Genomic DNA, 25708 nt, shown 5'->3' with positions numbered 1-25708 from the left:
CTTGAGGCCTGTGGCAACTATTTCGCCCGGTGAATAATCCCGGCGTCGATTTCGATGCGCCCATCGGGGCCGGTCGGGCGCGGCGGATCAAACCGCCCCAGCCGGTTCGGGTCGGCGGCGGGGTCGATCACATCGACCCGCATGCCCAGCACCAGCGTGCCCGCCGGGGTTTCGGCCAGCGCTTCCATCGGGTATTCCAGCCGAAATTCGATCATGGCGCTGCCGGGCACAAACGCCCCCTCCGCCGCAAACCCCATCCGGGTGTTTACATCGGTGATCGTTGCAACGCGGTTCAGCCAAGGGTCGAGGAAAAGCGCGGTTTCGACCTGGGTACAGAGCCGGTCTAGGACGCTATCCCAATTTTCCTCTTCATCCGCGCCATCGGTGCGCCCTTGGTGATGACCTTCCGCCGCAATCACCTTTAGCTCGACCGCCAAGGTCAGGCTGCAATCGTACAGCGTCGGGCTGTTCGGCTGCTGCTTGCGGGTTTCGGCCATCGTCCAGACCACCAGCGCCGCCGGAATATCCTCCGGTATCGGGTGGACTTTTGACCGGTAGACAAACTGCCCGGCATCGGTGCGATAGATCAGCAGCGCCGCCACATGGTCGCGGATCAGGGTGCGCGGCGGCGCGGGCAAGCGCGGTAGCGGTGCCAGCACCTTCGGCGGCGGAAAGGGATAAGGATCCATCAATCTATTCCCTCGGGGTCGGTGATCCGCCGGGTCGAATCGATCCGGTCCGGCTTGCGCCCATCGGGGCGCTGCTGGGTTGTGGTTAGGATCAGCAGGCTGCCGATGTTCGGCCCATCGGGCTGCACATCGGCCACCTCGTAGACCCGCCCGCGAATGACGATCCGATCAGACTGCCGGGGCGGCGCCGGAAAATCGCTGTCCACGATCCCCAAGCTTGGCGCGGTGGTGGAAAAATCCACCTCCCCCTCGCCCGATAGCGCTGTGTGTGCCGCATTAAAAACGCCCCGAACCGGGAAGGCCGGGGCGTGTTGCGGGCGGTACTCGACCCATTCGGCAAAGGCACGCTGCGCAGGCCGAAGCGCCAAGCGCGCCAGCCGCGCGGGGTCCATCAGATACCCTTCACCAGCACTTTCGGGTTCAGGCACATCGGGATGATATTGCTTTGCGCGTCAATGCGCCGCCCCAACTTGGGATCGGACAGGCTTTCAAGCGCCGCATAGAGCGGAAGGCCGATGGTATTGGTAACGCCTTCCCAGGGGGCAGGCGCAAAAACCTTATCGAAGGTCTGGCGCGTTCCTTCGGGGTAGAACCGCGCTGTTTCTTCATCGATGTACCGCTGCGGCACCCCCTTCGAATTCGACACTTCAGCCGAATATTCCTCGAAGGTAATGCCCTGAAAGGTAAAGCCGCTGCGCACGTCATCCCGAACTGGGTGCAAGCCCACCCAGGTTTCATAGGCTTTAACAACTTTCGGGTGCGAAATAAACTGATCAAACCATTCCGGCGAACACAGCGCGCGGACGCCGGTAGAAACATCCCCCTGAAGGTTCTTTTCGATCAGCCGCTTGACCGCCCGGCAATGGCCGGGAACGTCAGAATTCGCGTTGGTCAGATCGAAATTGACCGTTTCCTCGGTAAACCCGAAGGTCTGGAAACAGTCCAATAGAACTTCGCCCAGCGGATCAATAACGATACCGTGCAGCGCCCGCGCGTACAGAAACTCCCACGTCGCATCAAACTGGGCGCGCAACAGGGCTAACCGCTGGTCAACCAGGTCCATGACCGTCACGAATTGGTTGGTCGAGCCGAAGGCCAGAACCCCGGTCGTTTCGTCCGCCAAAATCGTCGCTTCTTTTGGGAAATGCGGGACCAAAATCGGCACTTTTTTGCGGGGTGCCGTTTCCAACTGAACCGCCGGGGTACCGCGCGGCTTGCTGTCGATCAGCACCAGCTTGTTGCGCTGATACTCGACGACTGCCGTCGCTGTGGTGATGCCACGCCCCGGACCGAAGACCTTCAATTGACCAATGCGACCGGGAACCGGCGGCTGCTGGTTCAGGGCGTGCGTCATTTCAACGACGCTAAAGGCATCGCTGTTCCAAACATCCTGCATAAGCATGGAAAAAACTCCTTAAGCCTGCGGCAGAACGCGGATACCCAGCGTTGCCAGCAGGTCAGCATCCTGCGCGGCTTTTTCGGCCACGGTGTCGATGGATGGGTGACGGATCAGCGATCCCTCGGTAACAGAGGCGGGACCGCGCCGAAGCACTGCGACCCGCACCGGCGGGCCGCTGACCGGCACCGTATCGTCGGGATACTGCCGATAGATCAGGATGGCCGCGACAGCCGCGCGCCCATCGGTTGCCGTTGGGTCGTGCGGGCCAAATTTGCCCTTATCCGCCCCATCTTCGGTAACAATTCCCAGGATAAGGCCTGCCGGATAGGCGTGCCCGCGCAGCAAACTCGCCTCCTCCCGGCAATATTTGGCGTCGGTCTCGTGAACGATCTGCAGGGCCACCGCCGACTGAGTTAGGGTTTTAGCCATTGTTCTGGCCCTCCCGTTTCCGGCGGCTAAACTCCGCCATGCCCATCTTCAGCGGCGACCCGGCCAGCCCCTGACCGGTGCCCGGCTGGCCCGAATCGACCGGCCCGCCCGCCGCGTCCGACGCATCGGCGCGGGCGCGTTGCAGACTGACCGCCGCCGCTTCCAGCGCGCTGCCGTCCGTGATCAGCCCGGCGGCGCGCTTCGGCATTTGCGCCACATCGCACAGGGCAACAATACCCGCCGCCCGCTCACGCTCCGCCGCGACGCCTTCTTTACGGCCCTCTTCCCGCGCGGCAGCGATTTGCGCTGCCAGGCGGTCGCTCAGGCTTTGCGAATCGGCGGCAGTGCCCGCCGACGCGCCGGGGGCCGCGCCCCCTGCTGGATTACTCATGGATGTGTCCCCGATTTGTGTTTTCAGCCAGTCTCGCGCCTGCGGCGCCCCGCCCAGCGCATCGGCCAGACCGGCGCTTACGGCAGCCGGGCCAGACAGGCAACGCGCCTGCAGGCCCTGAATTTTGGTACTGGATAGCCCGCGATGGGCGGCAACCAGCCCGATGAAATCCGACCAGACCGCGCTAATTTCAGTTTTAATATCGGCGCGGTCGGTATCGTCCAGCGGCTCCAGCATGTTCGGGCGCGCTTTACGCTCACCCGCCCGAAAAACGGTGGTGGTTACTCCAGCCTCCGTCAGCATCCGGCTGATTTCCTGATGCACTTGGATCACGCCGATGGACCCCAGCCCGCCGTCCTTCGGCACGAACAGCCGGTCGGCGGCGCAGGCCAGGGCATAACCGCCCGAATAGGCTTCCGGCGCAGCAGCGGCGGCTATCGGCAGGGGGCTGCTGCGCAGCCGTTCCGAACAGCTAAAACAGCCCGCCGCCGCCCCGCCGGGACTATCGACCAGCATCAATACGCCGCGCACATCGCCGCGCGCTTCGGCCCGGCTGATCACCAGATCGATGGCGTCATAGGACGTCAGGTAATCGCAGTACCACAGGCCAGTCGGCACCAGCAGGCCCCGGACGCGCAGGGTGATAATCCCCTCGCTATCCGGCACCCACGGCGGCGGGCCGTACCAGCGCGTATCGTCGGGATCGTCGCTGAAATTCTCGTCCTGCCAGCCCAGCCGATGCCCGGCGGGCGCCGCCGCCATGCGGGCGGGCAGGCCGATCAGCGACGGTTGCGCGGCCTCGTGCAGGATCATCTCCCGCAGGCCGGTCAAACGCCAATCCATGTCTGTCTCCTTACGCCGCGATGGCGACGCCGCTATAGGGCAGGCCCAGGTCAGCCGCCCGTTGCCGGTCGGCCTGCTGTTCGGCGTCGATGGTTTCGACATCTTCGCCCTGGGACGCGACGACGCGGGCACGGCTGGTCAAGCCGTTCTCGATAGCCAGAACGCTGGCCTTAATGTCCTTTTCAGGATCAACCCATTGCCACGCCGGGGGCATCCACCGCGCCCGCGACCATTTGCGAAAATCGGGATCGCGGGCGAACTGCCGGGGGAAATGTTCGATCAGCACCGACCGCAACCAAGCCCGCCAAACCGGGCGGCAGAACTGATGAATGATCACCTGGTGCTGACACATTTCCACCTGGCGGCGGAATTCCAGCAGCCCGGCGCGGATGGAGGAATAGTTTACCCCCGTCAGGTCACCCACCAACTGTTCATAGGTAACGCCCATACCCGCAGCGATGCCGCGCAACTGTGCGCGCATAAACTCCACATAGCTGCCATCGTCTTTGGGCGCGGCGAAGTCGACCGTTTCGCCGGGGTACAGAAACTGCACCGTCCCCGGCATCAGTTCGGCCAGCGCGCCATTCAAATCCCGGGCAAACTGCTGCCCCATCGGGTTATCATGATCACTGACGGCGTTAGCCGATGTGACGAACGCGGTGAACATCGCGCTGATTTTTTTGCGCGTTACCTCCGCCCCATCATACTCATCAATCTCCGCCAGCCGCGCCAAAACCCACGACAGCCACGGCACGCCCCGGCTTTGGCCCGGGCGCAGCGGCTGAAACAGGTGGATGACCTGATCGGCAGGCACGCGGCTTTGCTGGATCGCGTCGGTATCCCAAACCGCCGCGCCAGGATGAGACCGATACAGCCAATAGGCCGCGCGCCGCCCCAGCGGATCAAACTCAATCCCGCCCTTGATCCGGTTGCTGCCGTTCCACCCGTTGTGATGCAACGGCAGATGCTCGCTTTCGATCAACTCCACCTGATAGGGCACCGACAGCCCATCTTCGGGGCGGCGCTGCCGATGGCGCGCAAACACCTCCCCGCCTTCCAGCATCGACCGCACCGCCAGCGCTTGCTGGCCGTACCAGTCCAGCAATCCCGCTGCGTCCGATTCCTCGGCCCAATCATCGAATAGCTGGTGTAGATCGGCCCGGATCGCCGGGTCGGGATGGGCGGACCGCACCACAATGCCCGTGCCGATGGCGTTGGACACATATTTGTCGATGCCGCTTTTGGCGACGCCATTCTGCGCCGCCGCCGCGCGGGATCGCGCCCGCACCAGCCCACCCTGGCCGAACACGCGGGCGTCGCTATCGTGATACTCCGCGCCCCAGCCGGTCGAACGGTAGCTTTCCGATGCCGCAGGCCACGCGCCGCTGTCCGGGGCGTAATCGCCGGGCGGGCGGGCGCTGACCTGCGCCAGGGCCGACCCAGGCATGGCCCGGCGACCAGCGGGCACACGGATGCGCTGCTGCATTCTGGGGTTTCTCCGTTAGGGGGCTAAAATCCCCGGCGCGTCCTGATCCGCACCTGGCGAACGCTGCGCACCGGGGTCATTTGCTGCTGCAGATCGTCCATCAGGCGTTTGATTTCGGTCAGGCTGCGGTATTCGACCTTGCGGTCGGCATATTCCACCACCCGGACGCCCGAGATGTACGCCTCGCGCAGCGCCGCATATTCCTCCGCCAGCCGGACCGGATCGATGCCCGTCATCGCTTCAACTCCGCCAGCAGCGCCTTTTCAAGCTCCGGGCCGAAGTCGGTCACAGCGATGCGGCTGACGATCTTTTGCATGTCGAGGCGCGGGGCGATCTTCGCTTCGTCGGCCAGCACATACAGCACACTGACCGGCAAACGCTTTTTGCCTTTGCGGCGCGCAACGGCACGGCTGCCGTTTTTCAGATCCATGACGAACACCCGGCGCTGGTCGCGCAACGGGCGGGGCTTGGCCGATTTCGGCACCAGCCCGCGCTTATTGCGGCGGGTCTGATCGGTCGGCACGGCAACCGACGCGGCGCGGGTCGGGGTTTTGACGCCGCCGGTTTCATGCATCACCATGTAATCGGCCTTCGGCGTCAGATAGACGGCGCTTTCAAGGTCGGTCTTTTTCGCCGCTGCGATCCGCACCTGATTCTGCGTAAAGCGGTTCCGCAGGATAAAGGCGGTTGCCATATGGTCCTTCACCGCCGCCTGCCCAGCCTGCGCCGTGCGGGTTAGGGCAAGGGCCGTCGCGAAGGGGAATTTTTCCGCCAGATCGCGCAGCAAACGCGGCGCGTTGCCGGAAACCGAAATGCTGGCATCCATCATAGCTTCGCCCTCCCTTCCGCCGTCACGCGCACCACAGGCCCAATCGCCACCACCCGATCCACCTGCACCAGCCGCCGCCAGATCAGCGGATCAAGATGCGAGGCATTGCCGTACAGCCGCCCGTCGATATGCAGGGTTTCCGGCTCCACCCGCCCCGGCTCCAGCCGGTTCGGGATGCCGTCCGTCTCGGCAGTGTGCAAGGTGCGCAGCAGCGCGATATGCCCCGGCCCCGCCGGGGTGAAATCCGCCCAGTCAGGGATTGTCCATGTCATTTAAATCGCGCCCCTACGCCCGTGCGCCCACTGCGCTGCAGATACGATGACTGCACCACCCGGCCCGCGCGGTGTGCCGCTGGCGGCGGCGCCCGGCGCGGTTCCGGCAGGGCTGCCGGTTCGGGGGTAACGTCCGTTTCGAACGCCGATAACCAAGCGGGCGGGTTCGACCAATCGAACCGGTTTCCGCCTAAATTGTAGAGTCCCGCCAAGTTATAGCCCGCGAGGTCGAAACTCTCGTTTCGCACGCGGGTCTGTATCCACTTCCCGCCGCGCTGATGTTCGGCGGTCAATTCGGCGAATAGCTTATCAGATGCTGCGAGCGACAGATGAATGAACCCCGGCCCCGCCTCTTCCCGCTTTAATCGGGCATAGACGATGCTTTTCAGCCGGTCCACATCCAGTAGCAGCACGCGCGTATCGCCGCCCGCATTCCGCTGGGCGGTTAGGCGCTGGTCGGGATTGCTGGGGCGGATCAGCGGAATGTTCTTCCCGTGATCGCCCTTAATCAGCATCACCCGCTTGTCAGAAAAGCCGCGCAACCGCATCCGCGCCCGGAACGCCTTGGCGTTGCTCGACACACCGTCCTCGCCGCCCGTGTCGATCACCACCGTGGCCGGGGTAAGCCCCCGCGCGGGGTTGCCCGCCAGCGGGTAGGCCCGCGTCCAGATCGGCCCCAGCAAATCCCAATCCTCGGGGTAGGACGCGGGGGAAACCGCCCGCTCCCCCGTCACCGCAATTTGATAGCGGTCGAGGATCCAGCTTTCTTGATCGGCGCCCCAGGCCGTCACCATCACCTCGAAGCTGCTGCCCTGCACGTCGACCGCAGCGGTCAGCAAATGCGCCCCGTCCGGCACAACCCGCAGCGGGAAATCTTCCGCCCTGGACTTAAGTGTTACCTCATCCAGCACGCCGCCATCGGTTTCGACCTTCGATTCGTAAGGCACCGCAAGGCGAAGCTGATAGTGCGTCTTTAAGGCGTTTTCATCGCCGGTTCGTTCAAAATCCTCCTGCGCCGCCAACTGCTTGCGCGCCAGCTTCTCCCACGGCACGAAGGCCGACTGGAACCCCGATAGCCAGAAACTATCAATCTTGCTACGCGGGGCGCGCCCGCTGATCCGCCCTTCGGGGCTAATGGTCTCGCCCCAAGCAACCCAACCGTAACCATCGGCGGTCATTGTCCGCGCCAGCATCCCCGGCTTGTCAGCTTCCGCAATCAGCACCCCGCAGTGCGGGCATTGCATGCCGAAGGCGATCACCTCGTCGGTGCTGCGCGCGCCCGGCTCGATATAGAAATCTTGAGGCTCCGGGGTAAACCATTCGCCGCAATGCGGGCACGGCCAATAAAAGCGGCGCATCGTGCCGCGCATGTAGCGCGCCAGAATGCCGGTGGTCGGCGGCGCATGGTGGCGGCTTTCAAGCGCAAGCCGCGCCTGCGATGTCCGGCGCACTAATTTCTTTGGGCTGCTTTCGATGAACAGCTTACCCGCCGCGCCGAAGCTCGCCACACGAACTTCGAACATGTCCACAGGATCACCTTCCGTGCCCATATCGTCAGGCATGGAATCCCGCTCAGACATCCAAACGCGCGGAACCGGCTTTGACGCGGCTTTTGAACCAGTCGCCCACAGCACGGTCGCCAGCATCCCGCGAAATTCATACTGAAGCTGCTTTGATTTTTCTAACCGTTGCCCCACTTCGCGGGTTGCGGAAACCAAGCGTGCTAGACGACGCACCGCAAAGTCTTCGGCCTGATCTTTTTCGTCCAAGACCAGCAGCATATCAGCCGGATCAAAGACCACCGATTTCGTTAGCCAGTTTAAGCCGATTTCGGTTTTTCCGCATTGGCCGGGACCGACGAAAACCGTTTCACCATACGATTGATCATCCAGGCTTGCCATCGGCCCCATGAGGTAGGGGGCCATCGCATTGCGCCACGGGCCGCTATACCCACCAGACGGATTATCAACCACCCGCACACGCTCTGCCGCCTCTGGCAGGGAGATTGCGACCGGCGGCTTGATCAGCCACGCCAAACCGGCGCGGATATCCGCCGGTCGGGCGTAGCGGATCGGCTCCATCTTAATGCATCTCCTCCGGTTCTACCGGGCGCAGGTCCGGGTCGGCAATCTGCATAGCAAGCTCGACCAGCAGCGCGCGCATATCCTGTCGCACAATCGCCGCTTGCGCCGGGGTCAAGCCCGCCGACCGTGTTAGCAGCGTATCCAGCGACAGCAGCCGCTGCCGCAGGCGGGCGAACATCGCCTGATAATCGGCGCGCACATCCTCGACCGGCACCAGTTCACCACGCTGTTTCGCCAGCTTGTCCTGCAGCAGCAGGGCGTTGATCGCATCGATGCGCGCCTTGCCGGACAGGCCGGGGCTAACCCCCTCAATCTCAGCGGTCGCGCCGCCGTTCAGGTCCATCGCAAGCTGGTTAATATCAGCCTCGCGCGCCGACCGCGCCGCCTCTTCCCGCTCGGCATCGTCGCGCGCCCAGGCGATCACCGCCTCAACGTCAAACTGATAGGGCTTCCCGTTCCCGCCGCGCTGCAGTACCGGCAGGCCCCGGTCCATCATTCGGTCCAGCGTGGGTTCCGACACCTCAAGAATGCGGGCCATCTCAGACCGATTAACGATCCGTTCCCCCATTCCTGCCCCCTAAAACATAAACAAGAACAACAACATAACGCTAAAAAATCAAACAAAACCCCAAACCCCGCGCGGTCGCCCGTTACCCGCGCCTGGGGGGTTGGCGGGAAGGACCCGGAGGCTGAAATGGAAAAACCCCGCTATCGCTAGCAGGGTTTGGTTGGCTTTGGTTTCTTCGCCTCCGACACAATGTCAAATCGAGAGCATGGGCGCAAGCGTTTTTTTGTGGTCAATCCGCCCAAGGGGTTCCTGAGACGGCTGGAAAGAGGGGCAAATAGTCGATCAAACCGCCCCCACTCGATAGCACTTCATATATAATTATCAATGCTTTATACCAGCATTCGTATCCGTTTTGTAAATCGCCCGCAAGGGTAAGAGGCGGTTCCCAGGAAATCGGGCAGTAGCGATTAAATTTGCCCCCCATTGTCAGATATCCCGCCGCCCCTTCTTCGACCGGAACCGGCCCCGGCAGCGGCACGCCCGCCGACCATTCCGGCACGCCGCCGGTTTTGCCGCATTCGAGCAGCAGCCCGACTTGAACGGGGGTGAGCGCCCGCCGCGCCAGCAGCACGCCGATTTGCGCGTGGATCGCTTCCGCGTCCGGGTGCAGGTCAGCCGCCGCATAGCCGCCGCCGTCAACCCGCGTGCCGAGAACGCCCTGCCGTTCGACAATTGCGCACCCATCTGCCGAGATGCCCGCGCCCGCCAGCCAATTGCGTTCGCGGTTATCGGCCCGCCCTAACACGAGATCGGCGCGCTGCACGCGGTAGACCCATTCTAACAAGTCTTCAATCGGCAGCGCGCGCTTGCCTGTCCCCGCCCCGTCTTTCATCGCCGCTTCCCTTCCGGTGCTTTAAAGAAATCATTACCGAACCGCGCCGCCAGCAGCGACCGCACGCGCGCCTTATCGGCTTCCCGCTGTTCGGCCGTCAGCGCTTCGCGCGGCGGCGGCTGCAGGGCGCGGCGGGAGTGTTCATCGAGGTGCAGACGGCACAGCCGCGCCAGTTCCGCGTGATCCGCTGCGCAATCCTTCAGCACGCGCGCCAAGTCGGGCCGGGCCGGAAAGCGCTTTGCCGTGCGGGTTAGGTGATCCACCGCTTGATCGCAGATCAGGGCGGGGTGTTCCCACAGCAGCCCGCCCAAGGTTTCCCGGTACCGGTCCACATCGGCCAGGGATTTCGACGGCCATGCGGCTAGGATCGCGTCGAGACCGCGCGCCACCACCGCACCGTGCAGGGCATGGACCCGCGCCGCCTGAACACCATCCAGCGCCGCCGCCAGGGCGCGGCAGTCGTCGGCATCGCGGAGCCGCAGACTATCCAGCGCGCGCACCCCTGGCAGCGACGGCAGCGCGGGCGGCGCCAGGGCAGCGATTTCGGCCTTGATGGCCCGCCAGCCCAAATCGGACGGCTGCAGAATGGCAGGCACCCCGCCCGCCCCGGAAACCGAGCTTGTCATGCTTGCCCCCTTTCGAAAACGAACCGCGTTGCGGGCGGAAAGTGCTGGCGGAAATGGGTTTCGACATACTCGCGAATGAAGGCGCTGGGCAGCAGAAGGGTGATGCCATCCCCATCCTGCCGCACGTCTGCTTTCGCAAACCAAGACCGATAGGAAACATCCCCGATCCGCTTTTGCACATCGGCCAGCACGGGGCTAACCGGCACTACCGCCGCGTCGATTTTTGGATCGTGCGCCCCGCCAGAGGGGATCATAAGCCTAGGGGGCTTATGATCCCTCTGGCTTCTGGCCTCTGGCCTCTGGGGCTTAACCCCTGGGTTATCCGGTGGCTTAACCTCCGGGTTATCCGACGCCGGATTTTCTTTGGAATTACAAAGAGTTGGATTGCCGCCCGCTTTGCCGTTTTTACGGGCTGTTCCGGCCTTTTTCGCGTCACGGGTCATGCGCCGGGAGTAGATGACGCCCTTGCTGTTGACCGAGTAAACACCCGCCGTTTCCAACTCGCCAAGCAGATCGGGGAGTTGGTCGGGGAGAGTGCCTGTCAGTAATGCAAGCTGCGCCACCGTCACGGGCCGTCCGTTGACCGTCAAATGACCGTAGGGGGTGGCATCATGCATGATCGAGATCATCTCGATCCAAAGCCCCCGCGCTGCCAAAGAGCAGGAGCGCAGGGACGCATCCGCCCGCCAATCGGCGGGATAGAATTTAAACCAGGGGTTATCGCGGCTCATACCGCCTCCCTAACCGCAATTTTCGCCGTTCGGCGAATTTGTGCCTTGACGATTTTTCGCCTAACGGCGAATATCAGCCCATGACGATCACCTTGCGCCGCACTGCCGAGTTTGACCGCTGGCTGACCAGCCTGAGCGATGACCGCGCCCTGGCGCGCATTCAAACCCGGCTGTTCCGCTTGACGCAGGGCAATCCGGGAGACGTGGAGCCGGTCGGCAACGGCCTGTCGGAACTGCGCATCAACTATGGCCCCGGCTACCGCGTGTATTTCGGCAAGCGCGGAACCACGCTGATCGTGCTGTTGGCGGGCGGGGACAAGCGGACGCAAAGCCGCGATATCCGCCACGCCAAGGCATTGTGGGACATTTGGCAGCAGGAGAATTAGACGATGACCACCGCCCCCCTTACCCCTGAAACGCCCCCTGTTGACGCGCCCCGCCGCAAGCGCGGACGCCCGCCCGCCGCCGTTCAAACAATCGTAACCGCGCCCTATGACCCGGCGGACTATCTGACGACGCCCGCCCGCGTTCACGCGCTGCTGGAAGCGGCTTTTGAGGAAGATGACGGCGACGGTAAGCTGATTACCCACGCCATCGGCGCCGCCGCCCGGGCGCGCGGCATGGCTGAGGTTGCCGCCGCCGCCGGGCTTAACCCGACGACGATCTACCGTTCCCTTAGCCCCAGCAGCAGCCCCAGCCTGCCGACCGTGCTGAAAGTGCTGCGCGCACTTGGCTATCGGCTGGTGCCAGAAGCGATCTTTGCAGAAACTGCAAAGAACCCGGAGGGGGACTAGGCCGGTCATGGTCGAGGGCCAGTCATCGCACCAGCCCCCCTTCATTGATCAGGTCATAGCGCTCTTCGCCCCAGCCGTTGCGCCGGTCCCAGATCACGAATAGCGCGCCGACCGGTGAGGATCCTTTGCCTTTGAAATCCACCCGAAAGGTGGTTTGCAGCAGGCGGGCGGGCGGCAGGTGGCGCCACAGGCCCGCCCGGTTTTCGGCATTGAAAAACGATTGTTTGAGCAGCAGCGCCAGATACTCCACCCCCAGGCGTTCCAGGGCGTGGACGGCGAATTTGATGGGCAGCGGCACGCCATCGGCATCTTCGGCATAGGGCGGATTGGTGATCACCCGCCGCACCCGCCCCGACAGGCCGATGGTTTGCATGAAATCGACCCCGCCTTGCCCGAACCCGGTATCCGTCCGCAGGTCGCTGGAAAGGACCGGGCACCCCAGGAAGGCCGCGATTTCCCGCGCCATATGCCCTTCCCCACAGCAGGGTTCCAGCACCGGCCCGTCATAGTGGCGCAAAAACGCTTCTTCGGCCCGCAGGAACGCCCGCGTAGCCTTGGGGGGCGTGGGGTAGTAATCGGCGGGGCGCCGCAGGTTTTGCCCCGCCTGCTGCCCGCCCGCGAGCATGGTAGCGACCGAATAGCCGGTTTTCAGCGGCAAGGGCTGGCCGTCGATGGTCAGGGGCAGAAGATCGCCGGTCATCGCCCACCCACCCCACTCCCCCGCACCCGGCGGCGCTTGGGTTTCGCGGTTGCCCCTGCCGCTTCGCGCGCCAGAAAGCCCACCCGGCGCACCGCGCGCTCCACCAGCGAAATGCGGGTGACGGGCAAGACCGCCAGATTGCCCGGCAGCACGAGACGAAATTCCGCCGCTGCCGGATCGAACGGCAGATCATCGCGCGCGGGCAGCACGCTGCCGCCCTGCTGCTGAAAAAACGCGATTGCCGCTTCTACCGCGCCTTTCTTATCGGCGGTTAACCCTGGATCCGACAGCAACGGCACGCCCCCGCGCGGCGGCGGCACCTTTTTAGCCACGCGCATGATCGGCCTTCCCGGTTAGAATGTCGGCCGCCTGCTGCATAACCGCTGCCGCAATGGCGTTTGACAGGCTTGCCGCCGCGACCAGCCCCAGGCCGATCAGGATTTCCGGCGCATCGGCCCCCGGCCATGCAAGGCGCAGGTAAACGCCGCCATCCGGCGGGCGCACCGACGACAGGGTGAGCGAGGGGCCGGGCGGTTTCGGCGGGGGAACGTACAACCCGGGGATGCCTTTCATCCCACTCATGCCGCAACCCTCCCCAAAGCCCCGGCGAACACCGCATCGGCGGTTTTCAGCCAATGGCCCGCCGCATCCACCCCCAAATCGATCAAGAAGCCTTGATCGACCAGGTCTTGCAGCGTGGTTACCAGCGCGCGGTGTTCGGCCACGCTGCCGCGCGGCGCCAGGGTTAGGATCAGCCGATGTTCCAGTGCCCCCAGGGCGCAGATATCGGCAATTTGCTGTAGGTCAGGCGGTAGCATCGGCACCTCCGTTAGATTGATTGAAGCCGCCCGCGCGCGGTTTTAACCGGCGCAGGCTTAACCAAGCGCGCCGCCACCGGGCGCATTGCATGCGGATCGGGGGATGTATCGAGGCCGTGCCACAGCAGCACCGCTGCCAGCACCGCCCAGGCCACCCGCCCGCTTAACGCCCCAGCCAATGCCGGGCGCGCCGCAGATGGGCTTGCGCCCGGCGGCTGAGCAGCCACGCCAGCAGGTAATGGCCCCAGGCCCGCGCCAGCCGATACCGCCGAAAGCCCATCTGCCACTTCCCCCTGAATGATTGTCAGTTCCCGCGCCAACCGGTCGAGCCGATGCGCCAGCGGCGCTTCCCCCAGCACCGGGGCAAACACATGGGCGGCAAAGCCTTCCCCCCACGCCTCCACCATCGCCAGCAGGTGGCGCATTTGCGGAAAATGCCCGGCGCGCCAGCTTTCCGCCGTTTTGACCGACACGGCAAAGCGCGCCGCCAGCACTTTGGCGGGGTAAGGATCGACCCAGGCCGCAATCCGTTCCCCCACCGGGTGAACGCCCTGCCCTGCCGATAGAAAATCGATGGGAAACGCCCCCATTGGTTTAGCCCTCCCGCCGCGCAAGGCTGGGGGCCGGATAGATCGAGCGAGTGCGCATCATGACCCCTCCTAAACAAACAATCCGCCTGACCGCGCGGGATGCCGCGCGTTTGGCAGAACAGGTTTTCGGTGTGCCGCAGCGGGCCGGTCAGGCGGCGGCGGCGCCATTCCCCGGCGAATCGCGCGCGGGCGGCGCGGCATCGTCCAAGCCCCACAGGTCAACCGATGGGGGCCAGGGGTGATCATCCGGCCAGTGATCGCGGAACCAGCGCTTGATCTTCAGGAAGTTATCGACGCTGACCGCCCGCCGCTTGCCTTCAGCATTCGGCAACAGGTCGATAAAGAACCGCCCCTGGTTCATGATGATCGTCCCCAAGCGCGCCCGGCTGAGGTTGACCCGCGCGCCGTAGGTATCGACAAGGGTGAGCAGTTGATCGCGGTAGTCCATGCCCGTGACGTTAGCGGCGTTTACGCCGCATTGTCAACGGCAAACACGCCGCATGAAATTCAGGCGCAATCGCGGCATATTCGCCGCATGCGTAAGACAGAGACCGATCACGCCGATGACGACGGGCTACCGCCCGGCCACCCGAATATTGCCCTGCTGGCGTTTATTCGGGACCGGTTGGCGGCGGTCGGTCTGAGTGAACGGAAAGCCTGTCTAAATGCGGGCTTGAAGGTGGATGCCGTCCGCCAAATTAAGCGCGGGCATCGCCCCCACATCGATAAGCTGCAAGCCTTGGCCCCGGTACTGAAAGTGACCGTTGCCGATCTGCTGGGGGCTTTAGGACCAGACATGGCGGGCGACATCCCCGCCAGCGCGCCCGCCTTAGCCGCGCCGATCAGCCTGCAACCGATTCCGGTGCTGGGTGAGGTGCAAGCAGGGCATTGGAATTCGGCCTATGAATGGCCGGAAGAAGACCGGTATTTCGTTGCCGCCCCGCCCCTGTCGCGCTACCCAAATCTCTCGCGCTTTGGGCTGGTGGTCATCGGCGCTTCGATGAACCGGGTCTATCCCGAGGGTACGATTGCCATCGTCGCCCGCTATGAGGATATGGCCCGCACGCCGCAACCGGGTGACCGCGTGGTCTGCCTGCGGCGCGCGACCGATACCAACGACTTCGAAGCGACGATCAAGGAATATGCCCTGGGGCTGGATGGGCAACACCTGCTCTGGCCCCGCTCCACCGACCCAGCCTTTCAGGCGCCGATCATCCTCCCCGGACCACCCAGTGCCGGTGAATGGATGCACGAGGTGGGCGAAGCTGATATCCTTATTCAGGCGATGGTGGTTCAGACGTTACGGGTCGAACCGAGTTTAAGTTTCTGAACTTGTTCGTTCTTTACTGAAAAGTTGAAAATTTAAAGCGTAAGAAATAACCGCGCCAAGACGGTTTTTTAGTTGAATAGTTCCACTCGCCTCGCTTTGCGTTTTCAAATAATAGCCAAGAAATTTTCCACTCCCATTATAAACCCTGTCACCGTCCTGGATAACTGCGCCAGTATCGGCAAACTTTCTCGCGATTCTATTATAATTCATTCTAGGCGGGATTGGTATCGGAGACCCACTCACAGACTCAGAGGTTTTATAGTGATATTTATCAAATAAAGAGCGCATCTCCATGAGAATAAACTTGGCATCCTCTGAGAACTTCGGCAGGTGATCAGCATCGCTACTTGTTGCAGGAGAAATTTTCGCTATATCTATAAGTGAATTAGTCTTTGATTTTAAATCAGAAACAGTTTCTAAAATGAATGACACTATCTCTGGTATTGACTTCTGAACAGAATCTATTCTTAGAGAGGATTCATATTGCAAATATCGAAGCGATTGAACATCAAATATTTCAGAAGTTTTGTCATCTTTAATTAAAACAGTAGGTCTTGAAAATGCATGACGTATACCGAGTTCATACATTACATTCGGATTTTTACTGCTCAAATCACAAATAACCAACTCAGCATTTACAATATCCCTAATAATTGTTATCGGGATGCAATCCGTTCTCTGGTAGTCGTCGGCTCGAACCGGCAGATAACCTGATTGCGATACTGCTGGCGCAATTAGATGCTCATATACCCTTCCGAAATGACCAGCAGAATAATCCTTGTTATCGGAGATCGGCATAATTACAAAACATTTCTTTTTCTCATCAATATTATCGGTTCCTTCATTTAATTCGTTCTTATTTTCTTTCGCAGTCATCTACAATCTCACTGGCTAAGTTGTTCACTTGATTTACGGTTTCCAACAAACCCCTTAGGCACCTCAACTCCAAGCCGCCGGTGAATATCCGCGAGCGTGTTCCGCTCTGCATCGTGCAGAACCTTGTCCGACTGCGCTAGTCGGACGCACAGCGCGCAGAGGTCAGCCCGCCACGCCTCGGGACGGTCAGCCAGCGCCTTGAGGTGGTACCGCATCTCCCCAACCTCGATGGGCGGCAGCTTCTTGATTTCTGCATCCAACACTTCAGCCGCCAAGGCGGCGCACGCGGCGCTGTCCTGCTGCGCAAACGCCACGATGATAGCGCGTTCCGGTTTGCGCATCGCCCCATCCCTGCGGGCAACATAGGCCAGAACATTCAGCGCCGGGCGCAACGGACGCAGCGCGGCGAAGATCGGCCCGCGCCGCACATCCTCAATCCGCCCGAGGGTTTCGGGAGCGCCGGGCGTTAGAATTTCGCCCGTTTGCAGTTCAACCAATTCGGCCATTCGGTCCCACCGGAACTGACGTTGATCGCCCGCTTCGAGGCAGTGACCATAGGCATAATCATTGGTCGCGCCCGCGACAGCTACGCGGCGCGTGCTTTCGATCCCCGCCGCATTGGTGTAGCGCATCCAGACAAGATAAGACCGCTCGAAGCGAGCCAACTCCGCCGCCGTTAGGGGCTGGCAGGCCGCGCGATACTGCTTTTTGTCCTGGTCGGACGTGCGCCCCTCTGCCCCAGCGCCGGGCCGGGCGCCCTTGGGCTTTCGACCAGCCCAGCCCAAGGCGCCCAGCGTTAAAATCAACGCCAGCCACCAGGGCAGCACGAGGGCCGAAAAGGCACCGGCCAGAACGATTACAATAGCAGTCACAGGGCGCATGTTTTTCTCTCTTAACGAGAGCCTGCCATAGCCGCGCCGGAATCGCATGCGGCGTGTTAGCCGCAAATTCGCATTGACATGAGGCGTAAACGCCGCATAAATCATATCACTCGCCGCGCCCATCTGACCTTGCGGCGGCACATTCGAGATTGTCCCCTTTTCTGGTCGCTGAGGAGCCACCTATGGCCCATCGCCCCAACACCACCCCCGCCGCCGATATCGCCCGCGACATGCTGTCTGTTCTGGCAGCACGCGGCGATGATGCGGTGGTCACCGACGATGATTTGATCGAACGCGGCTGGTCGCGCGCCGATTTAATCGCCCACGGGCCGGAAGCGCGGCAGATTGCCCGCAAGCGCCTGTCCCGCCCGCTTGACCGCCGCAGCCCGCGCTTTGGGGTGCTGCAGGGCGGCATGGCATGATGCCGCCCGCCGCCACCCACGGCACGCGGCGGATCAGGGCGCACCTGCGGCGCACGACCGCCCTGTATTCCGGCGACACTGTTGCCATGATCATCCAGCTTTTTCCGCCGGGCGGATACCTTGGCCCGGTGGAGATTGTTCGCGTGGCCTATGGGCGGCGGTCATGAACCCCTTCGCCCGGCTGATCGGCCCGCTGCAAGCGGCGCAAAGCGTTACGCAGCTTGCCTTAGCGTCCACATCCCGCCGCGCCCTGGCGCTGCTGATCCCCGACCCGCTGCAGCCCATCCGCACGCTGGAATGGCTGCTGGCCTGCCTTTACCCCACCCAAAAACGCCGCGCCTAACCCGCGCTGCCCCACGAGGTTCCCATGAGCCAAGAGTATTTTACCCTGCCCGCCGCTTTGTTGGGGCAGATCACCCAAATGCTGGCCGTCACGACGACGCATCACGCGATGTCGTCGGTGGAATTGGCCGATAACCCGGCAGCGCGGCAGCCGCACGACCAAATTGCGCGCGGCTGCCAGACCCTGATGGGGCAAATCCGCGATGCCCTGGCTGCCCCGGCCCCCGCGCCGCAGATTGGGCTGAATGAGGGGGATTTGTTTGCCCAGGGGATGGGCGACCGCTATCGCAGCACGCTGCCCTGGGAGCAGTCCCCCGACGCCGTGCTGCGGGAATACAAGGAACTAACCCCCATTCGGATTCTGCGCACGCGGTACTTGCCTGCGATTTACGGCGTTTCGCATATCGGCATAGCGCATGTGTTTGCGACCGAGGCGGAAGCGGCCGAGTTTTGCGCGCGGCATTCCCCGCCCGCCGAACCGGCCACCGATACGGCGCTGCCCGATGCCCCCGTTGGCGCCGCCGCCCCAGCCGGGGCCTAGCCCCTAACCGAAAGGCCCGCCGCGATGCTGATTTGGCCCGCCTTGGGGCTGCTGCGCTGGTGGCAGCAGCTTATGACCCCGCCGCCCCGGCCCGCGTTTTTGGCCGTGGATGCCCCGGCGCATCTGCCCGGCCTAGGCACGGTGACGGTGCTGGCGCTGTTCGATTTTACCGCCGATGTGCGCCGCGACGGCGGCAAACCGATGACGGTGGATATCGGCAGCCTGCAGCCGCTTGCCGCCGCCGCGATGGCCGATTGGCTGCACTACCAGCGGCGGTTTGCCCCAGGACCACCGCGCCCTTCGGCACTGATCTACACCTTCCCACCCCCGCGCCAGCCAATTTTACCCGGCGCGGCGCAATCCGCAGGAGCAGAGAATGTCGGAAATCGATGAAAGGGCATTTCAGTTGCGCACGGTTACGCAACTGATCGAGCGCACCAACGGCGGTGATGATTTTGATGGCCTGAATAAGGACATGAACAAAATCGTCGAAAGCCTGCAAACGCAGATTTGCGACCATCACGTCGATACAGCCAAGGGCAGCCTGACCATCACCATCGAGTTTACAGCCGACCGCAAAGGCTTGGACGTGGTGATCAACTCCAAGGTCAAAACGCCCAATCGCCCGGTGACGAAAGATCGTTTCTTTGTCACCGACACCAACTGGATCACCCTGCGCAACCCCAACAAGGGCACGATGTTCGAGGGTCACGACCTCGGGCGCGCGCCCCGCCACAACCACAGCTAACCCACCGAGGCGATGATGAACACCCAAACCCCGCTTGACCTTTCGACCCTGTTTGATAAAGCCGCTGGGCTGACCGATGGCAGCGGCTGGACCTTTCCGCACCCTGAAAAGCCAGACGAAACCGTCCAAGTCGCTGAAATCTCGACTGGGCGCACGCTGGTCAGCACCAAGAAGCTGATCGACGAATATCGTACCCAGCCCGAACGGTTGACCGCGACGGCGAAGATCGAAACGCTGCAGAGCCTGATCGACTACGCCAACCGCTTTAAGCGCCCGGAGTCGGCGCTGCACGCCACGCTGTTCGAACCCTATAAGCTGACCGTGAAGATCGATTATCACGGTCAGGGGGCGGACGCCGCACCCAGCTTTAACACGCACCGCGCCGATTACGCATTTCCGCTGTCCGAACCCATGAAGGCTTGGATGAAGGCGGCAAACGGCGATTTGATGACGCAGGAAGATTTCGCTTTCTTCTTGGAAAGCCGGGCGGTCGATATCCACAATCCGCCCCACGACTGGCAGATGCTGGAAGCCAGCCAGTTGCAGTTGATGCTGGACCTGCTGAACCTGCGCGACGATATCAGCCTGACCGATGCCGCAGGCCGGTATATCGACCAGGAAGGCAAGCTGATCGATAGCGACGGGCCAGAGCCGACCGATGACCGCTACATCCCCCGCAAGGCGATCTACAAACTGCGCCGCAAGCGGTTTGCGACCGAACTGCATATGGAAAAATTCGCGGCGGGAATTGAAATCACCAACAATTCCAAAGTGGCGCAAAGTTTCGACCCGAAGACTGGACAAAAGACGCTGAACTATAAAGACCAGCATCAAGACAGCGAAGGCCGGGACGTGAAAGTGCCCGAGCTATTCTTGATCAACATCCCGGTTTTCGAAAATGGCAAGCGGCACCTGCTGCCGGTGCGCCTCTATTACCGCCTCCTCGGTGGGTCGGTGAAATGGGCGCTGCAGTTGATCGAACCCGAACGGATGATCCGCATTGCCGTCGAAGCCGCTGCCCGCCAAGCGGCGGAAGAGACCGCGCTGCCGCTGTTTTTCGGCACCCTGTAACCGCGCACCCCCGGCGGGCAACCGCCGGGGCTTTCCCCGCAGCCGATGAGGCCCGCCCGCATGACTGCCCTAACGCTGATCCCCCTGCCCGATGCCCCTGCCGAGGGGCGCGGCCCTTGGCTGCAAACCCATTCCGGCGGGCGCTGGTATTATCTCGACCCACGCCCTTCGGACGTGGTGTGGCGGGACATTGCGCAAGCGCTGGGGCAGGTGGTGCGGTTTGCCGGGCATCTATCGGCCCCCTATTCCGTGGCGCAGCATTGCGTTGAGGTTGCCGACTTGGTTAGCCCCGATGCCGCGCCCTATGCCCTGCTGCACGATGCGCACGAGGCCTATTTAGGCGATTGGCCGACGCCGCTGAAACAGGCCCTTGCCGCCTATGGCAAGCGCCCGGCGCTACGGCACCTCGAAGATGTTTCGGCCCTGGCGATCCACCGGGCGGCGGGGCTGGAGTTTCCACCGCCGCCGGGCATTGCGGCGGAAGTGAAATACGCCGATGGCGTGCTGCTGGCGACCGAAGCGCGCGACCTGCACCCCGGCGCCCCCCAGGGCCTGCCCGGCGCCAACCACCCGCTGCCACGCAAACTAAAACCCCAGCGCTGGGCGAACGCCGCCGATACCTGGCTTGAGCGCGCCCGCATTCTGCTGCCCCGGATGGATTAAGGAGTAAGGACGATGAACGAACCGATTCAGCTTCTAAAGATCACCGACGTCTGCGCCCGCCTCGCCATCGGGCGCAGCCAAGTGTATCGCCTGATCCAGCAAAAGGTGCTGCCGCCGCCGATCCATATCGGCAAGCGAAGCGCCCGGTGGGTGGCGAGTGAGCTTGAACGGGCTGTAAGTCGATACATCGACAAAAGTTAATCCGGCTAATTGCTAAGTACGATTTGAAGGCTCACCTGCAAAATAAAAAATAAATCCGCAAAACCAATGATAAAAGTGATATTCAAAATACTTATCATTTCTCACAAATTGACAAAACTCTTTGACCAACGAGTTGTTTTTCATTAAATTCTCCACTATACCGCCACCCCAGACCGGCCAATTGAATTCATTAATCTCCCGAACATCAGATAAGTGGTATTTTCTCAATACCCACTCAATTGATCTTGAATCGTTAGCATAATCCAGAATTCTCGCGTGTTCTATTTTTGTCTTCAGATCGTAGTACAACCATATGCAATCATCAACAATGCCTCCTCCTTGCCTCTCAAATAACCTGTCTATTATTTTTAATCTATCTGCTCCCCCTTTAGCGAGAGGAATTCTTTTTAATATTTCATATGGAATGAAATTCTCAACTTCTCGACCGGGTGTTTCACATACTCGGCCAATAAATTTTTCTATTTTTTTTGCCTCATCCAGAATAGCCAACAATGTTTGACCAAACCTTCCAGTCGGTGTTAATTTATCGGTATCGCCAAGGCAGACAACAACCCGTCTACGGTCAACCCGAGAAGTAAAATTTGCGGCAGTTGTGTCACCACCGCCAATATCAATTTCATAAACTAGCTTTCCAATGTTATTTTTTTTCCTTACTTCCTCCATCATTAACTCATAAATGCGACCCTCCTTACCCTCAACAAGCAATATAGGTTGGTCTAGATATTTAGACGATAACAATGCGCGCAGTCCAATTCTATATTTATTTTTTTCATCACATTCTAAGGGGGCTTCAAGATCCGGCATCACTTCAAGAATCGACGCATGTTTATTTTCTAGTACCCCACCTCGGGTACCATATTTCGAGCCAATGCTCTGCAGACGAGCATTAGATTCGCCACTAAACAGGCCCGAATCGATTAGGATCTTGGTGGACTCAGGTTCAATTACGACATAATGCGTACCGTCTACGTAGGCAATCAATACGCGATTTATTACATCATGAATAAATTTTTTGTTCTGGTTCACAATAGCGAGATGATTCCAGTTGATATAAATTATCATGGCACTTCTCAAATAAAATCAGGGTTTAGCGATTAAAAAAACCGAATGGCCAATCTAATAGTCGGCCTTTACGATCAAACTTCGCTGTGGTTATGTTCACGCCACTCGATTTCTCCCCATCTTCATCACTATCATCAAAGATAATAATTTGTATGTCATCGGGATCTATTCTTCCGTCGACAACTAAATCCCCGAATCGATTAATTAAGGCCTCACTATGAGTCTCAATCAGAAATCGCACATCATTTGCTTCACTTTTAGATGCTTCAACGAATGCATCTGCTAGTTTAGCCTGATATCCTGGGTGAAGATGCAATTCAGGCTGCTCAACAAGAACAGGAGTTATCAATCCCCGTATACCAAGACCACGGGGATCAACTTTCGGATAACGGCTCAGCCAGATCAAAGATAATATCGGCAGAATTTGAGATATGCCAAAACCTGTATCGACAATATTAACTTTCACATCATTCTTAATCACAACAATACTAACATTAGATTCTTTCCTTTGTAGATCAACACCGAATCCAAATATACTCTTAATGAAATCAGAGAATTTTTCTAATTCTCGTTTACTTAAGGAATTTAGCCACATAGCTAGATTGCTACCATCCGACTCTATTGAAGATGTCTGGAGATCATAAACTCGATAAAATCTTACAGGATTAGCACGAAGTGGGCCGATCATCACGGTATGATTAATTATATTAAACAAGTTATCAGAATATTTCTCGATCAATAGGCACGACAAAAGTTCTGCCCCTATTTTCTTAAACCTTTCAATTGAGACATCTCCCTTTTTTATTATTTTCAGATAGCAATTACGCACCCATTCTTTTTGTTTAGAATTTTCTAATAATGAATTAATATGATTAACATTGAGGTCAGGATTGACCAACAGTGGAAGCAGAGAAGATACGACTTCGGAAACATCGTTGACGTTACCGTGAGCATTCAATCTCACAAAATCCTTAACTTGCTCTTCTGCTCGTGCATAAAAGCTACTTGTAATACCAGGTTGGTTATTCCTTATATAAACGGGGAGTAATTTAGGTAACAGAGTATCTGATATATCTATAAAATTTGCATTGTCGTCACGAAACTCCATAGATTTTCCTGTAACAACATCCTTAAGCTGCAAATTCTCCAACGCCGCAATCGCATTATTTTCCTCAGTATGCGCACTTTTTCGATATTGCAGAGTCAAATCCTTTTTCCGACCATCAATATAATTGAAGGAAAAAACTATTTTTCTTTTGACCGTCTTCCCATCACTCTCGCCGATATGAGCCTTCATAGAAACATCAATCGACCACAACCACTTTATGAAAGTATCCTCAATGTATTTATTAGGAAAGAAGGCTCCTCTTTTGGGGTTCGCCTTTATTTCCCCAATTCGAAAATTAAACTTGATAACATCCTCGCTTGTATGCCTATTTTTAGACGAGTTAAAATCGCCAAAATCCACATCATCGTCACGCCCACCGTACCACATCACGGGAGCACCAGATCGGTTCGAAAGAGAGCGCTTGATCAACCATAAAGACCGTAAAAAGCTACTCTTGCCAGCACTATTTTTTCCCACAAGAATAGTAATTTTTTTAAAGTCAACTAGATCCATATCCTTAATGGATCTTAAATTATTTACACTATATCCGAATTTTAATGTCATTACTAATTCACTCCAGCCAAAACTTAATTGAAAGCCGATTACATTCGAAATCGTGGCTTCTACGGTATTATAATTAGCTAAAACGGTTAGCCCATTCAACCATTAAGAAGCCCCGCCGCTCCAGGTGATCCGTTCGCAGATACGCTGCAACCGTCTTATCCTTTAGGGTGTGCGCGAGTGCCGCCTCCACAACATCGTGAGGCGTATCGGTCGTCTCGGCCGCCCAATCGCGAAAGCTCGACCGGCACCCATGCGCCGTAACAGGGCGCGGCCACTCCAGCCGCCGCAACAACTGGGTAAACGCCATATCGGCCAGGGCTTGCCCGGTCTTGGGCGATGGGAAAATCAAATCGCCGGTCTTGAAGGCTTTGGCCTGCGTCAACACTTGCTGCGCTTGTGGGGCCAGCGGAACGCGGTGCTGCCGCCCGGCCTTCATGCGCTCGGGCGGGATAACCCACACCGGGCCAATTCCCTCGATCTCCACAATTTCATCCCAGCGGGCGCCGCGTACTTCGCCCGACCGGGCAGCGGTTAAGATTAAGAACTCCAGTGCCAAGCGGGTAACTTCGGCAGCGGGCGCGTGCCGAATGGCCTTTAGCAGCGCAGGCATCTCCGCGTGCGGCAGCGCGGCAAAATGCCCCCGCTCCCCCCGCTGCGGCGGCAGCCCCTTTACAACAACCTCAATCGGGCTTGGCTCTGTTCGCCAGCCTTTCGAAATGCTGAAATCAAGAACCATCCCCAACCGTTGCTTTAAGCGCCGCGCGGTTTCGGGGGTTGTGGTCCAAATGGGCAGCAGAACATCCCGCAAATGCCCCGGCCCAATCTCGGCAACTTTGGCACGGCCTATCTTGGGAAAGGCGTGATGCTCCAGCGTGCCGAGCCATTGATCGGCATGCTTGCCGCTTTTCCACGAGGGGCGCCGTTCCGCAAAAAGCGCGCGCGCCGCTTCCTCAAAACAGGGCATCGACCGAATCGCAATCCGTTCGGTTAGCGGGTTTTGCCCGGCAGCCACCTGATCGCGAAGACTTTGGGCGGCAATCCGCGCGGCGGCAAGGGAAACTTCAGGATAGCTCCCCAAGCCCAAATCATGCCGACGCCCTTGGATGGAGATGCGGATCAACCATTTGCCATAGGCCCTTCCCGCCTCGCGCCGGTTGACCTTGATCATCAGCCCGCCGCCGTCATAGTAGGTACCAACGGCTGCTGAGCGAAGCGCCGCATCCTTCAGCTTATTAAGAACATGCAGCCCCACAATTCAGCCCCACATTTTTAGCGCGACGCCCGCGCATCTCGGGGGACAGTATGCGACGAAAAATCCAATTATATCAAGGGCATTAATCACTTAAGGTTGTGCCAGAACGTCCCCGATTGTCCCATTGTTACGGACATCCCCTCCGCCATTCTGCTTCGCTCTTCGAGCTTCGCCGGATTGTAACGCCCCCAAATACGAAGCAGGATGCCCTCCGAAGCTTTAGCGAAGGAGGGCCGACGTCTGTTCTATGTCTAGCTTATTGAAAGCCTGTCCAGTTCTGGCCAACGCTATGTTGGTCTGACGGCTGATCTGAGGCGGCGCCTGCACAAGCGTAATGCAGGAAAATCCAGTCATACGTCTAAATACCTGCCGTGGCAGCTTGTCACCTATATCGCTTTCGCCGATCAGGTAAAAGCTGAAGCCTTCGAGCGCTATCTCAAATCGGGTTCTGGGCATGCTTTTGCGGCCAAGCGGTTCTGGTAAGGCAAAAAAGCCGCTTTTAATTCTGCGTCGCAATGGTATATAAGTCGCTGTACGATTAAAAG

At 59.7% G+C, this 25708-nt stretch carries 38 protein-coding genes; 13 read left to right on the top strand and 25 right to left on the bottom strand.

Features of this window, described 5'->3' with window-relative positions; all coding sequences use genetic code 11:
* Positions 1-17: 17 nt before the first annotated feature.
* From CHR90_RS05860 to CHR90_RS05795, 14 genes are all read right to left on the bottom strand, one after another.
* On the bottom strand, positions 18-689 hold the full coding sequence (locus tag CHR90_RS05860) for a hypothetical protein (RefSeq protein ID WP_094408055.1): 672 nt from the start codon (positions 687-689) through the stop codon (positions 18-20).
* Positions 689-1081: a head-tail joining protein gene (locus CHR90_RS05855; protein WP_094408054.1), complete on the bottom strand. Its 393-nt coding sequence runs from the start codon at positions 1079-1081 to the stop codon at positions 689-691. The genes CHR90_RS05860 and CHR90_RS05855 overlap by 1 nt, the downstream gene beginning before the upstream one ends.
* Positions 1081-2091, bottom strand: coding sequence for a major capsid protein (locus CHR90_RS05850; protein ID WP_094408053.1), 1011 nt, complete (start codon positions 2089-2091; stop codon positions 1081-1083). The genes CHR90_RS05855 and CHR90_RS05850 overlap by 1 nt, the downstream gene beginning before the upstream one ends.
* Positions 2092-2103: 12 nt before the next feature.
* Positions 2104-2517, bottom strand: coding sequence for a head decoration protein (locus CHR90_RS05845; protein WP_094408052.1), 414 nt, complete (start codon positions 2515-2517; stop codon positions 2104-2106).
* Positions 2510-3751 carry a S49 family peptidase gene (locus tag CHR90_RS05840; protein ID WP_170941304.1) on the bottom strand — a complete coding sequence of 414 codons (1242 nt, stop codon included), beginning with the start codon at positions 3749-3751 and terminating at the stop codon, positions 2510-2512. Before CHR90_RS05840 ends, CHR90_RS05845 begins: the two co-directional genes overlap by 8 nt.
* Positions 3752-3761: 10 nt before the next feature.
* Positions 3762-5237 (bottom strand): phage portal protein, encoded by a 1476-nt coding sequence (locus tag CHR90_RS05835; protein ID WP_094408050.1) that lies wholly within the window; start codon positions 5235-5237, stop codon positions 3762-3764.
* 23 nt (positions 5238-5260) lie between these two features.
* Positions 5261-5473, bottom strand: a complete 213-nt coding sequence (locus CHR90_RS05830; RefSeq protein ID WP_094408049.1) for a phage head-tail joining protein — start codon at positions 5471-5473, stop codon at positions 5261-5263.
* Complete coding sequence (locus CHR90_RS05825; protein WP_094408048.1) at positions 5470-6066, bottom strand: phage tail protein; 597 nt, start codon at positions 6064-6066, stop codon at positions 5470-5472. The genes CHR90_RS05830 and CHR90_RS05825 overlap by 4 nt, the downstream gene beginning before the upstream one ends.
* On the bottom strand, positions 6063-6338 hold the full coding sequence (locus tag CHR90_RS05820) for a hypothetical protein (protein WP_094408047.1): 276 nt from the start codon (positions 6336-6338) through the stop codon (positions 6063-6065). Before CHR90_RS05820 ends, CHR90_RS05825 begins: the two co-directional genes overlap by 4 nt.
* Complete coding sequence (locus CHR90_RS05815; RefSeq protein WP_094408046.1) at positions 6335-8419, bottom strand: terminase gpA endonuclease subunit; 2085 nt, start codon at positions 8417-8419, stop codon at positions 6335-6337. The genes CHR90_RS05820 and CHR90_RS05815 overlap by 4 nt, the downstream gene beginning before the upstream one ends.
* Position 8420: 1 nt before the next feature.
* Positions 8421-8990, bottom strand: coding sequence for a terminase small subunit (locus CHR90_RS05810; RefSeq protein ID WP_094408045.1), 570 nt, complete (start codon positions 8988-8990; stop codon positions 8421-8423).
* Between the two features lie 229 nt (positions 8991-9219).
* Entirely contained in the window at positions 9220-9822 is a 603-nt protein-coding gene (locus CHR90_RS05805; RefSeq protein ID WP_094408044.1) for a hypothetical protein, read from the bottom strand.
* On the bottom strand, positions 9819-10448 hold the full coding sequence (locus CHR90_RS05800) for a hypothetical protein (RefSeq protein ID WP_094408043.1): 630 nt from the start codon (positions 10446-10448) through the stop codon (positions 9819-9821). Before CHR90_RS05800 ends, CHR90_RS05805 begins: the two co-directional genes overlap by 4 nt.
* Positions 10445-11179, bottom strand: a complete 735-nt coding sequence (locus CHR90_RS05795) for a DnaA N-terminal domain-containing protein (RefSeq protein ID WP_094408042.1) — start codon at positions 11177-11179, stop codon at positions 10445-10447. Before CHR90_RS05795 ends, CHR90_RS05800 begins: the two co-directional genes overlap by 4 nt.
* Positions 11180-11259: 80 nt before the next feature.
* On the opposite strand from CHR90_RS05795, the gene CHR90_RS05790 reads away from it, so the two are divergent.
* Together CHR90_RS05790 and CHR90_RS05785 are read left to right on the top strand one after the other, a co-directional pair.
* On the top strand, positions 11260-11565 hold the full coding sequence (locus CHR90_RS05790; RefSeq protein ID WP_094408041.1) for a type II toxin-antitoxin system RelE/ParE family toxin: 306 nt from the start codon (positions 11260-11262) through the stop codon (positions 11563-11565).
* 3 nt (positions 11566-11568) lie between these two features.
* Positions 11569-11973: an addiction module antidote protein gene (locus CHR90_RS05785; RefSeq protein WP_094408040.1), complete on the top strand. Its 405-nt coding sequence runs from the start codon at positions 11569-11571 to the stop codon at positions 11971-11973.
* Positions 11974-11995: 22 nt separating this feature from the next.
* Here CHR90_RS05785 and CHR90_RS05780 read toward each other — a convergent pair whose 3' ends face one another.
* The 6 genes from CHR90_RS05780 to CHR90_RS05755 all read right to left on the bottom strand — a co-directional run bounded on the left by CHR90_RS05780 (position 11996) and on the right by CHR90_RS05755 (position 14529).
* A complete protein-coding gene (locus CHR90_RS05780) occupies positions 11996-12673 on the bottom strand; it encodes a hypothetical protein (RefSeq protein ID WP_094408039.1) in 678 nt (225 codons plus the stop codon).
* Positions 12670-13011, bottom strand: coding sequence for a hypothetical protein (locus tag CHR90_RS05775; RefSeq protein ID WP_094408038.1), 342 nt, complete (start codon positions 13009-13011; stop codon positions 12670-12672). The genes CHR90_RS05780 and CHR90_RS05775 overlap by 4 nt, the downstream gene beginning before the upstream one ends.
* Positions 12998-13255: a hypothetical protein gene (locus CHR90_RS05770; protein WP_141210884.1), complete on the bottom strand. Its 258-nt coding sequence runs from the start codon at positions 13253-13255 to the stop codon at positions 12998-13000. Before CHR90_RS05770 ends, CHR90_RS05775 begins: the two co-directional genes overlap by 14 nt.
* Positions 13252-13491 carry a hypothetical protein gene (locus CHR90_RS05765; RefSeq protein WP_094408036.1) on the bottom strand — a complete coding sequence of 80 codons (240 nt, stop codon included), beginning with the start codon at positions 13489-13491 and terminating at the stop codon, positions 13252-13254. The genes CHR90_RS05770 and CHR90_RS05765 overlap by 4 nt, the downstream gene beginning before the upstream one ends.
* 11 nt (positions 13492-13502) lie before the next feature.
* Positions 13503-14081, bottom strand: coding sequence for a hypothetical protein (locus tag CHR90_RS05760; protein WP_094408035.1), 579 nt, complete (start codon positions 14079-14081; stop codon positions 13503-13505).
* Positions 14082-14229: 148 nt separating this feature from the next.
* Positions 14230-14529 (bottom strand): hypothetical protein, encoded by a 300-nt coding sequence (locus CHR90_RS05755; RefSeq protein ID WP_094408034.1) that lies wholly within the window; start codon positions 14527-14529, stop codon positions 14230-14232.
* 87 nt (positions 14530-14616) lie between these two features.
* Between CHR90_RS05755 and CHR90_RS05750 the strand changes: the two genes are divergently transcribed.
* On the top strand, positions 14617-15411 hold the full coding sequence (locus CHR90_RS05750) for a LexA family protein (RefSeq protein WP_141210883.1): 795 nt from the start codon (positions 14617-14619) through the stop codon (positions 15409-15411).
* Here the strand turns inward: CHR90_RS05750 and CHR90_RS19150 are convergent.
* A complete protein-coding gene (locus CHR90_RS19150; protein WP_141210882.1) occupies positions 15400-16287 on the bottom strand; it encodes a hypothetical protein in 888 nt (295 codons plus the stop codon). The two genes, CHR90_RS05750 and CHR90_RS19150, sit on opposite strands and share 12 nt — an antisense overlap.
* A gap of 8 nt (positions 16288-16295) precedes the next feature.
* The gene (locus CHR90_RS05745) at positions 16296-17168 is read right to left on the bottom strand and encodes a tellurite resistance TerB family protein (protein WP_094408032.1); all 873 of its coding nucleotides are present in this window, start codon (positions 17166-17168) and stop codon (positions 16296-16298) included.
* 182 nt (positions 17169-17350) lie between these two features.
* Here CHR90_RS05745 and CHR90_RS05740 point away from each other — a divergent pair, with 182 nt between their 5' ends.
* From CHR90_RS05740 to CHR90_RS05705, 9 genes are read left to right on the top strand one after another with little or no spacing between them, the layout of a single operon-like run.
* Positions 17351-17590 (top strand): hypothetical protein, encoded by a 240-nt coding sequence (locus CHR90_RS05740; RefSeq protein ID WP_094408031.1) that lies wholly within the window; start codon positions 17351-17353, stop codon positions 17588-17590.
* Positions 17587-17757 (top strand): hypothetical protein, encoded by a 171-nt coding sequence (locus tag CHR90_RS19400; protein ID WP_170941303.1) that lies wholly within the window; start codon positions 17587-17589, stop codon positions 17755-17757. Before CHR90_RS05740 ends, CHR90_RS19400 begins: the two co-directional genes overlap by 4 nt.
* Complete coding sequence (locus CHR90_RS05735) at positions 17754-17933, top strand: hypothetical protein (protein ID WP_094408030.1); 180 nt, start codon at positions 17754-17756, stop codon at positions 17931-17933. The genes CHR90_RS19400 and CHR90_RS05735 overlap by 4 nt, the downstream gene beginning before the upstream one ends.
* Positions 17934-17957: 24 nt before the next feature.
* Positions 17958-18473: a hypothetical protein gene (locus CHR90_RS05730; RefSeq protein WP_094408029.1), complete on the top strand. Its 516-nt coding sequence runs from the start codon at positions 17958-17960 to the stop codon at positions 18471-18473.
* Positions 18474-18497: 24 nt separating this feature from the next.
* The gene (locus tag CHR90_RS05725) at positions 18498-18866 is read left to right on the top strand and encodes a hypothetical protein (protein WP_094408028.1); all 369 of its coding nucleotides are present in this window, start codon (positions 18498-18500) and stop codon (positions 18864-18866) included.
* Positions 18850-19221, top strand: a complete 372-nt coding sequence (locus tag CHR90_RS05720; protein WP_094408027.1) for a hypothetical protein — start codon at positions 18850-18852, stop codon at positions 19219-19221. The genes CHR90_RS05725 and CHR90_RS05720 overlap by 17 nt, the downstream gene beginning before the upstream one ends.
* A 15-nt stretch (positions 19222-19236) precedes the next feature.
* Entirely contained in the window at positions 19237-20292 is a 1056-nt protein-coding gene (locus CHR90_RS05715) for a DUF2303 family protein (protein WP_170941302.1), read from the top strand.
* Positions 20293-20352: 60 nt separating this feature from the next.
* On the top strand, positions 20353-20955 hold the full coding sequence (locus tag CHR90_RS05710) for a hypothetical protein (RefSeq protein ID WP_094408025.1): 603 nt from the start codon (positions 20353-20355) through the stop codon (positions 20953-20955).
* A 12-nt stretch (positions 20956-20967) separates the two neighbouring features.
* Positions 20968-21156, top strand: coding sequence for a helix-turn-helix transcriptional regulator (locus tag CHR90_RS05705; RefSeq protein WP_094408024.1), 189 nt, complete (start codon positions 20968-20970; stop codon positions 21154-21156).
* 12 nt (positions 21157-21168) lie between these two features.
* Here the strand turns inward: CHR90_RS05705 and CHR90_RS19145 are convergent, their stop codons facing one another.
* From CHR90_RS19145 to CHR90_RS05695, 3 genes are read right to left on the bottom strand one after another with little or no spacing between them, the layout of a single operon-like run.
* Positions 21169-22239: a hypothetical protein gene (locus tag CHR90_RS19145; protein ID WP_141210880.1), complete on the bottom strand. Its 1071-nt coding sequence runs from the start codon at positions 22237-22239 to the stop codon at positions 21169-21171.
* Between the two features lie 25 nt (positions 22240-22264).
* Complete coding sequence (locus CHR90_RS05700; protein WP_141210879.1) at positions 22265-24010, bottom strand: AAA family ATPase; 1746 nt, start codon at positions 24008-24010, stop codon at positions 22265-22267.
* The gene (locus tag CHR90_RS05695; RefSeq protein WP_094408022.1) at positions 23985-25163 is read right to left on the bottom strand and encodes a tyrosine-type recombinase/integrase; all 1179 of its coding nucleotides are present in this window, start codon (positions 25161-25163) and stop codon (positions 23985-23987) included. Before CHR90_RS05695 ends, CHR90_RS05700 begins: the two co-directional genes overlap by 26 nt.
* 258 nt (positions 25164-25421) lie before the next feature.
* Here CHR90_RS05695 and CHR90_RS19910 point away from each other — a divergent pair, with 258 nt between their 5' ends.
* Positions 25422-25646: a GIY-YIG nuclease family protein gene (locus CHR90_RS19910; protein WP_094408078.1), complete on the top strand. Its 225-nt coding sequence runs from the start codon at positions 25422-25424 to the stop codon at positions 25644-25646.
* The last annotated feature ends 62 nt before the right edge of the window (positions 25647-25708 follow it).

This window comes from Elstera cyanobacteriorum, from assembly GCF_002251735.1.
Taxonomy (GTDB): domain Bacteria; phylum Pseudomonadota; class Alphaproteobacteria; order Elsterales; family Elsteraceae; genus Elstera; species Elstera cyanobacteriorum.
Note: the sequence above shows the minus strand (reverse complement) of the source record. Positions and strands in the feature narration are given on the sequence as shown.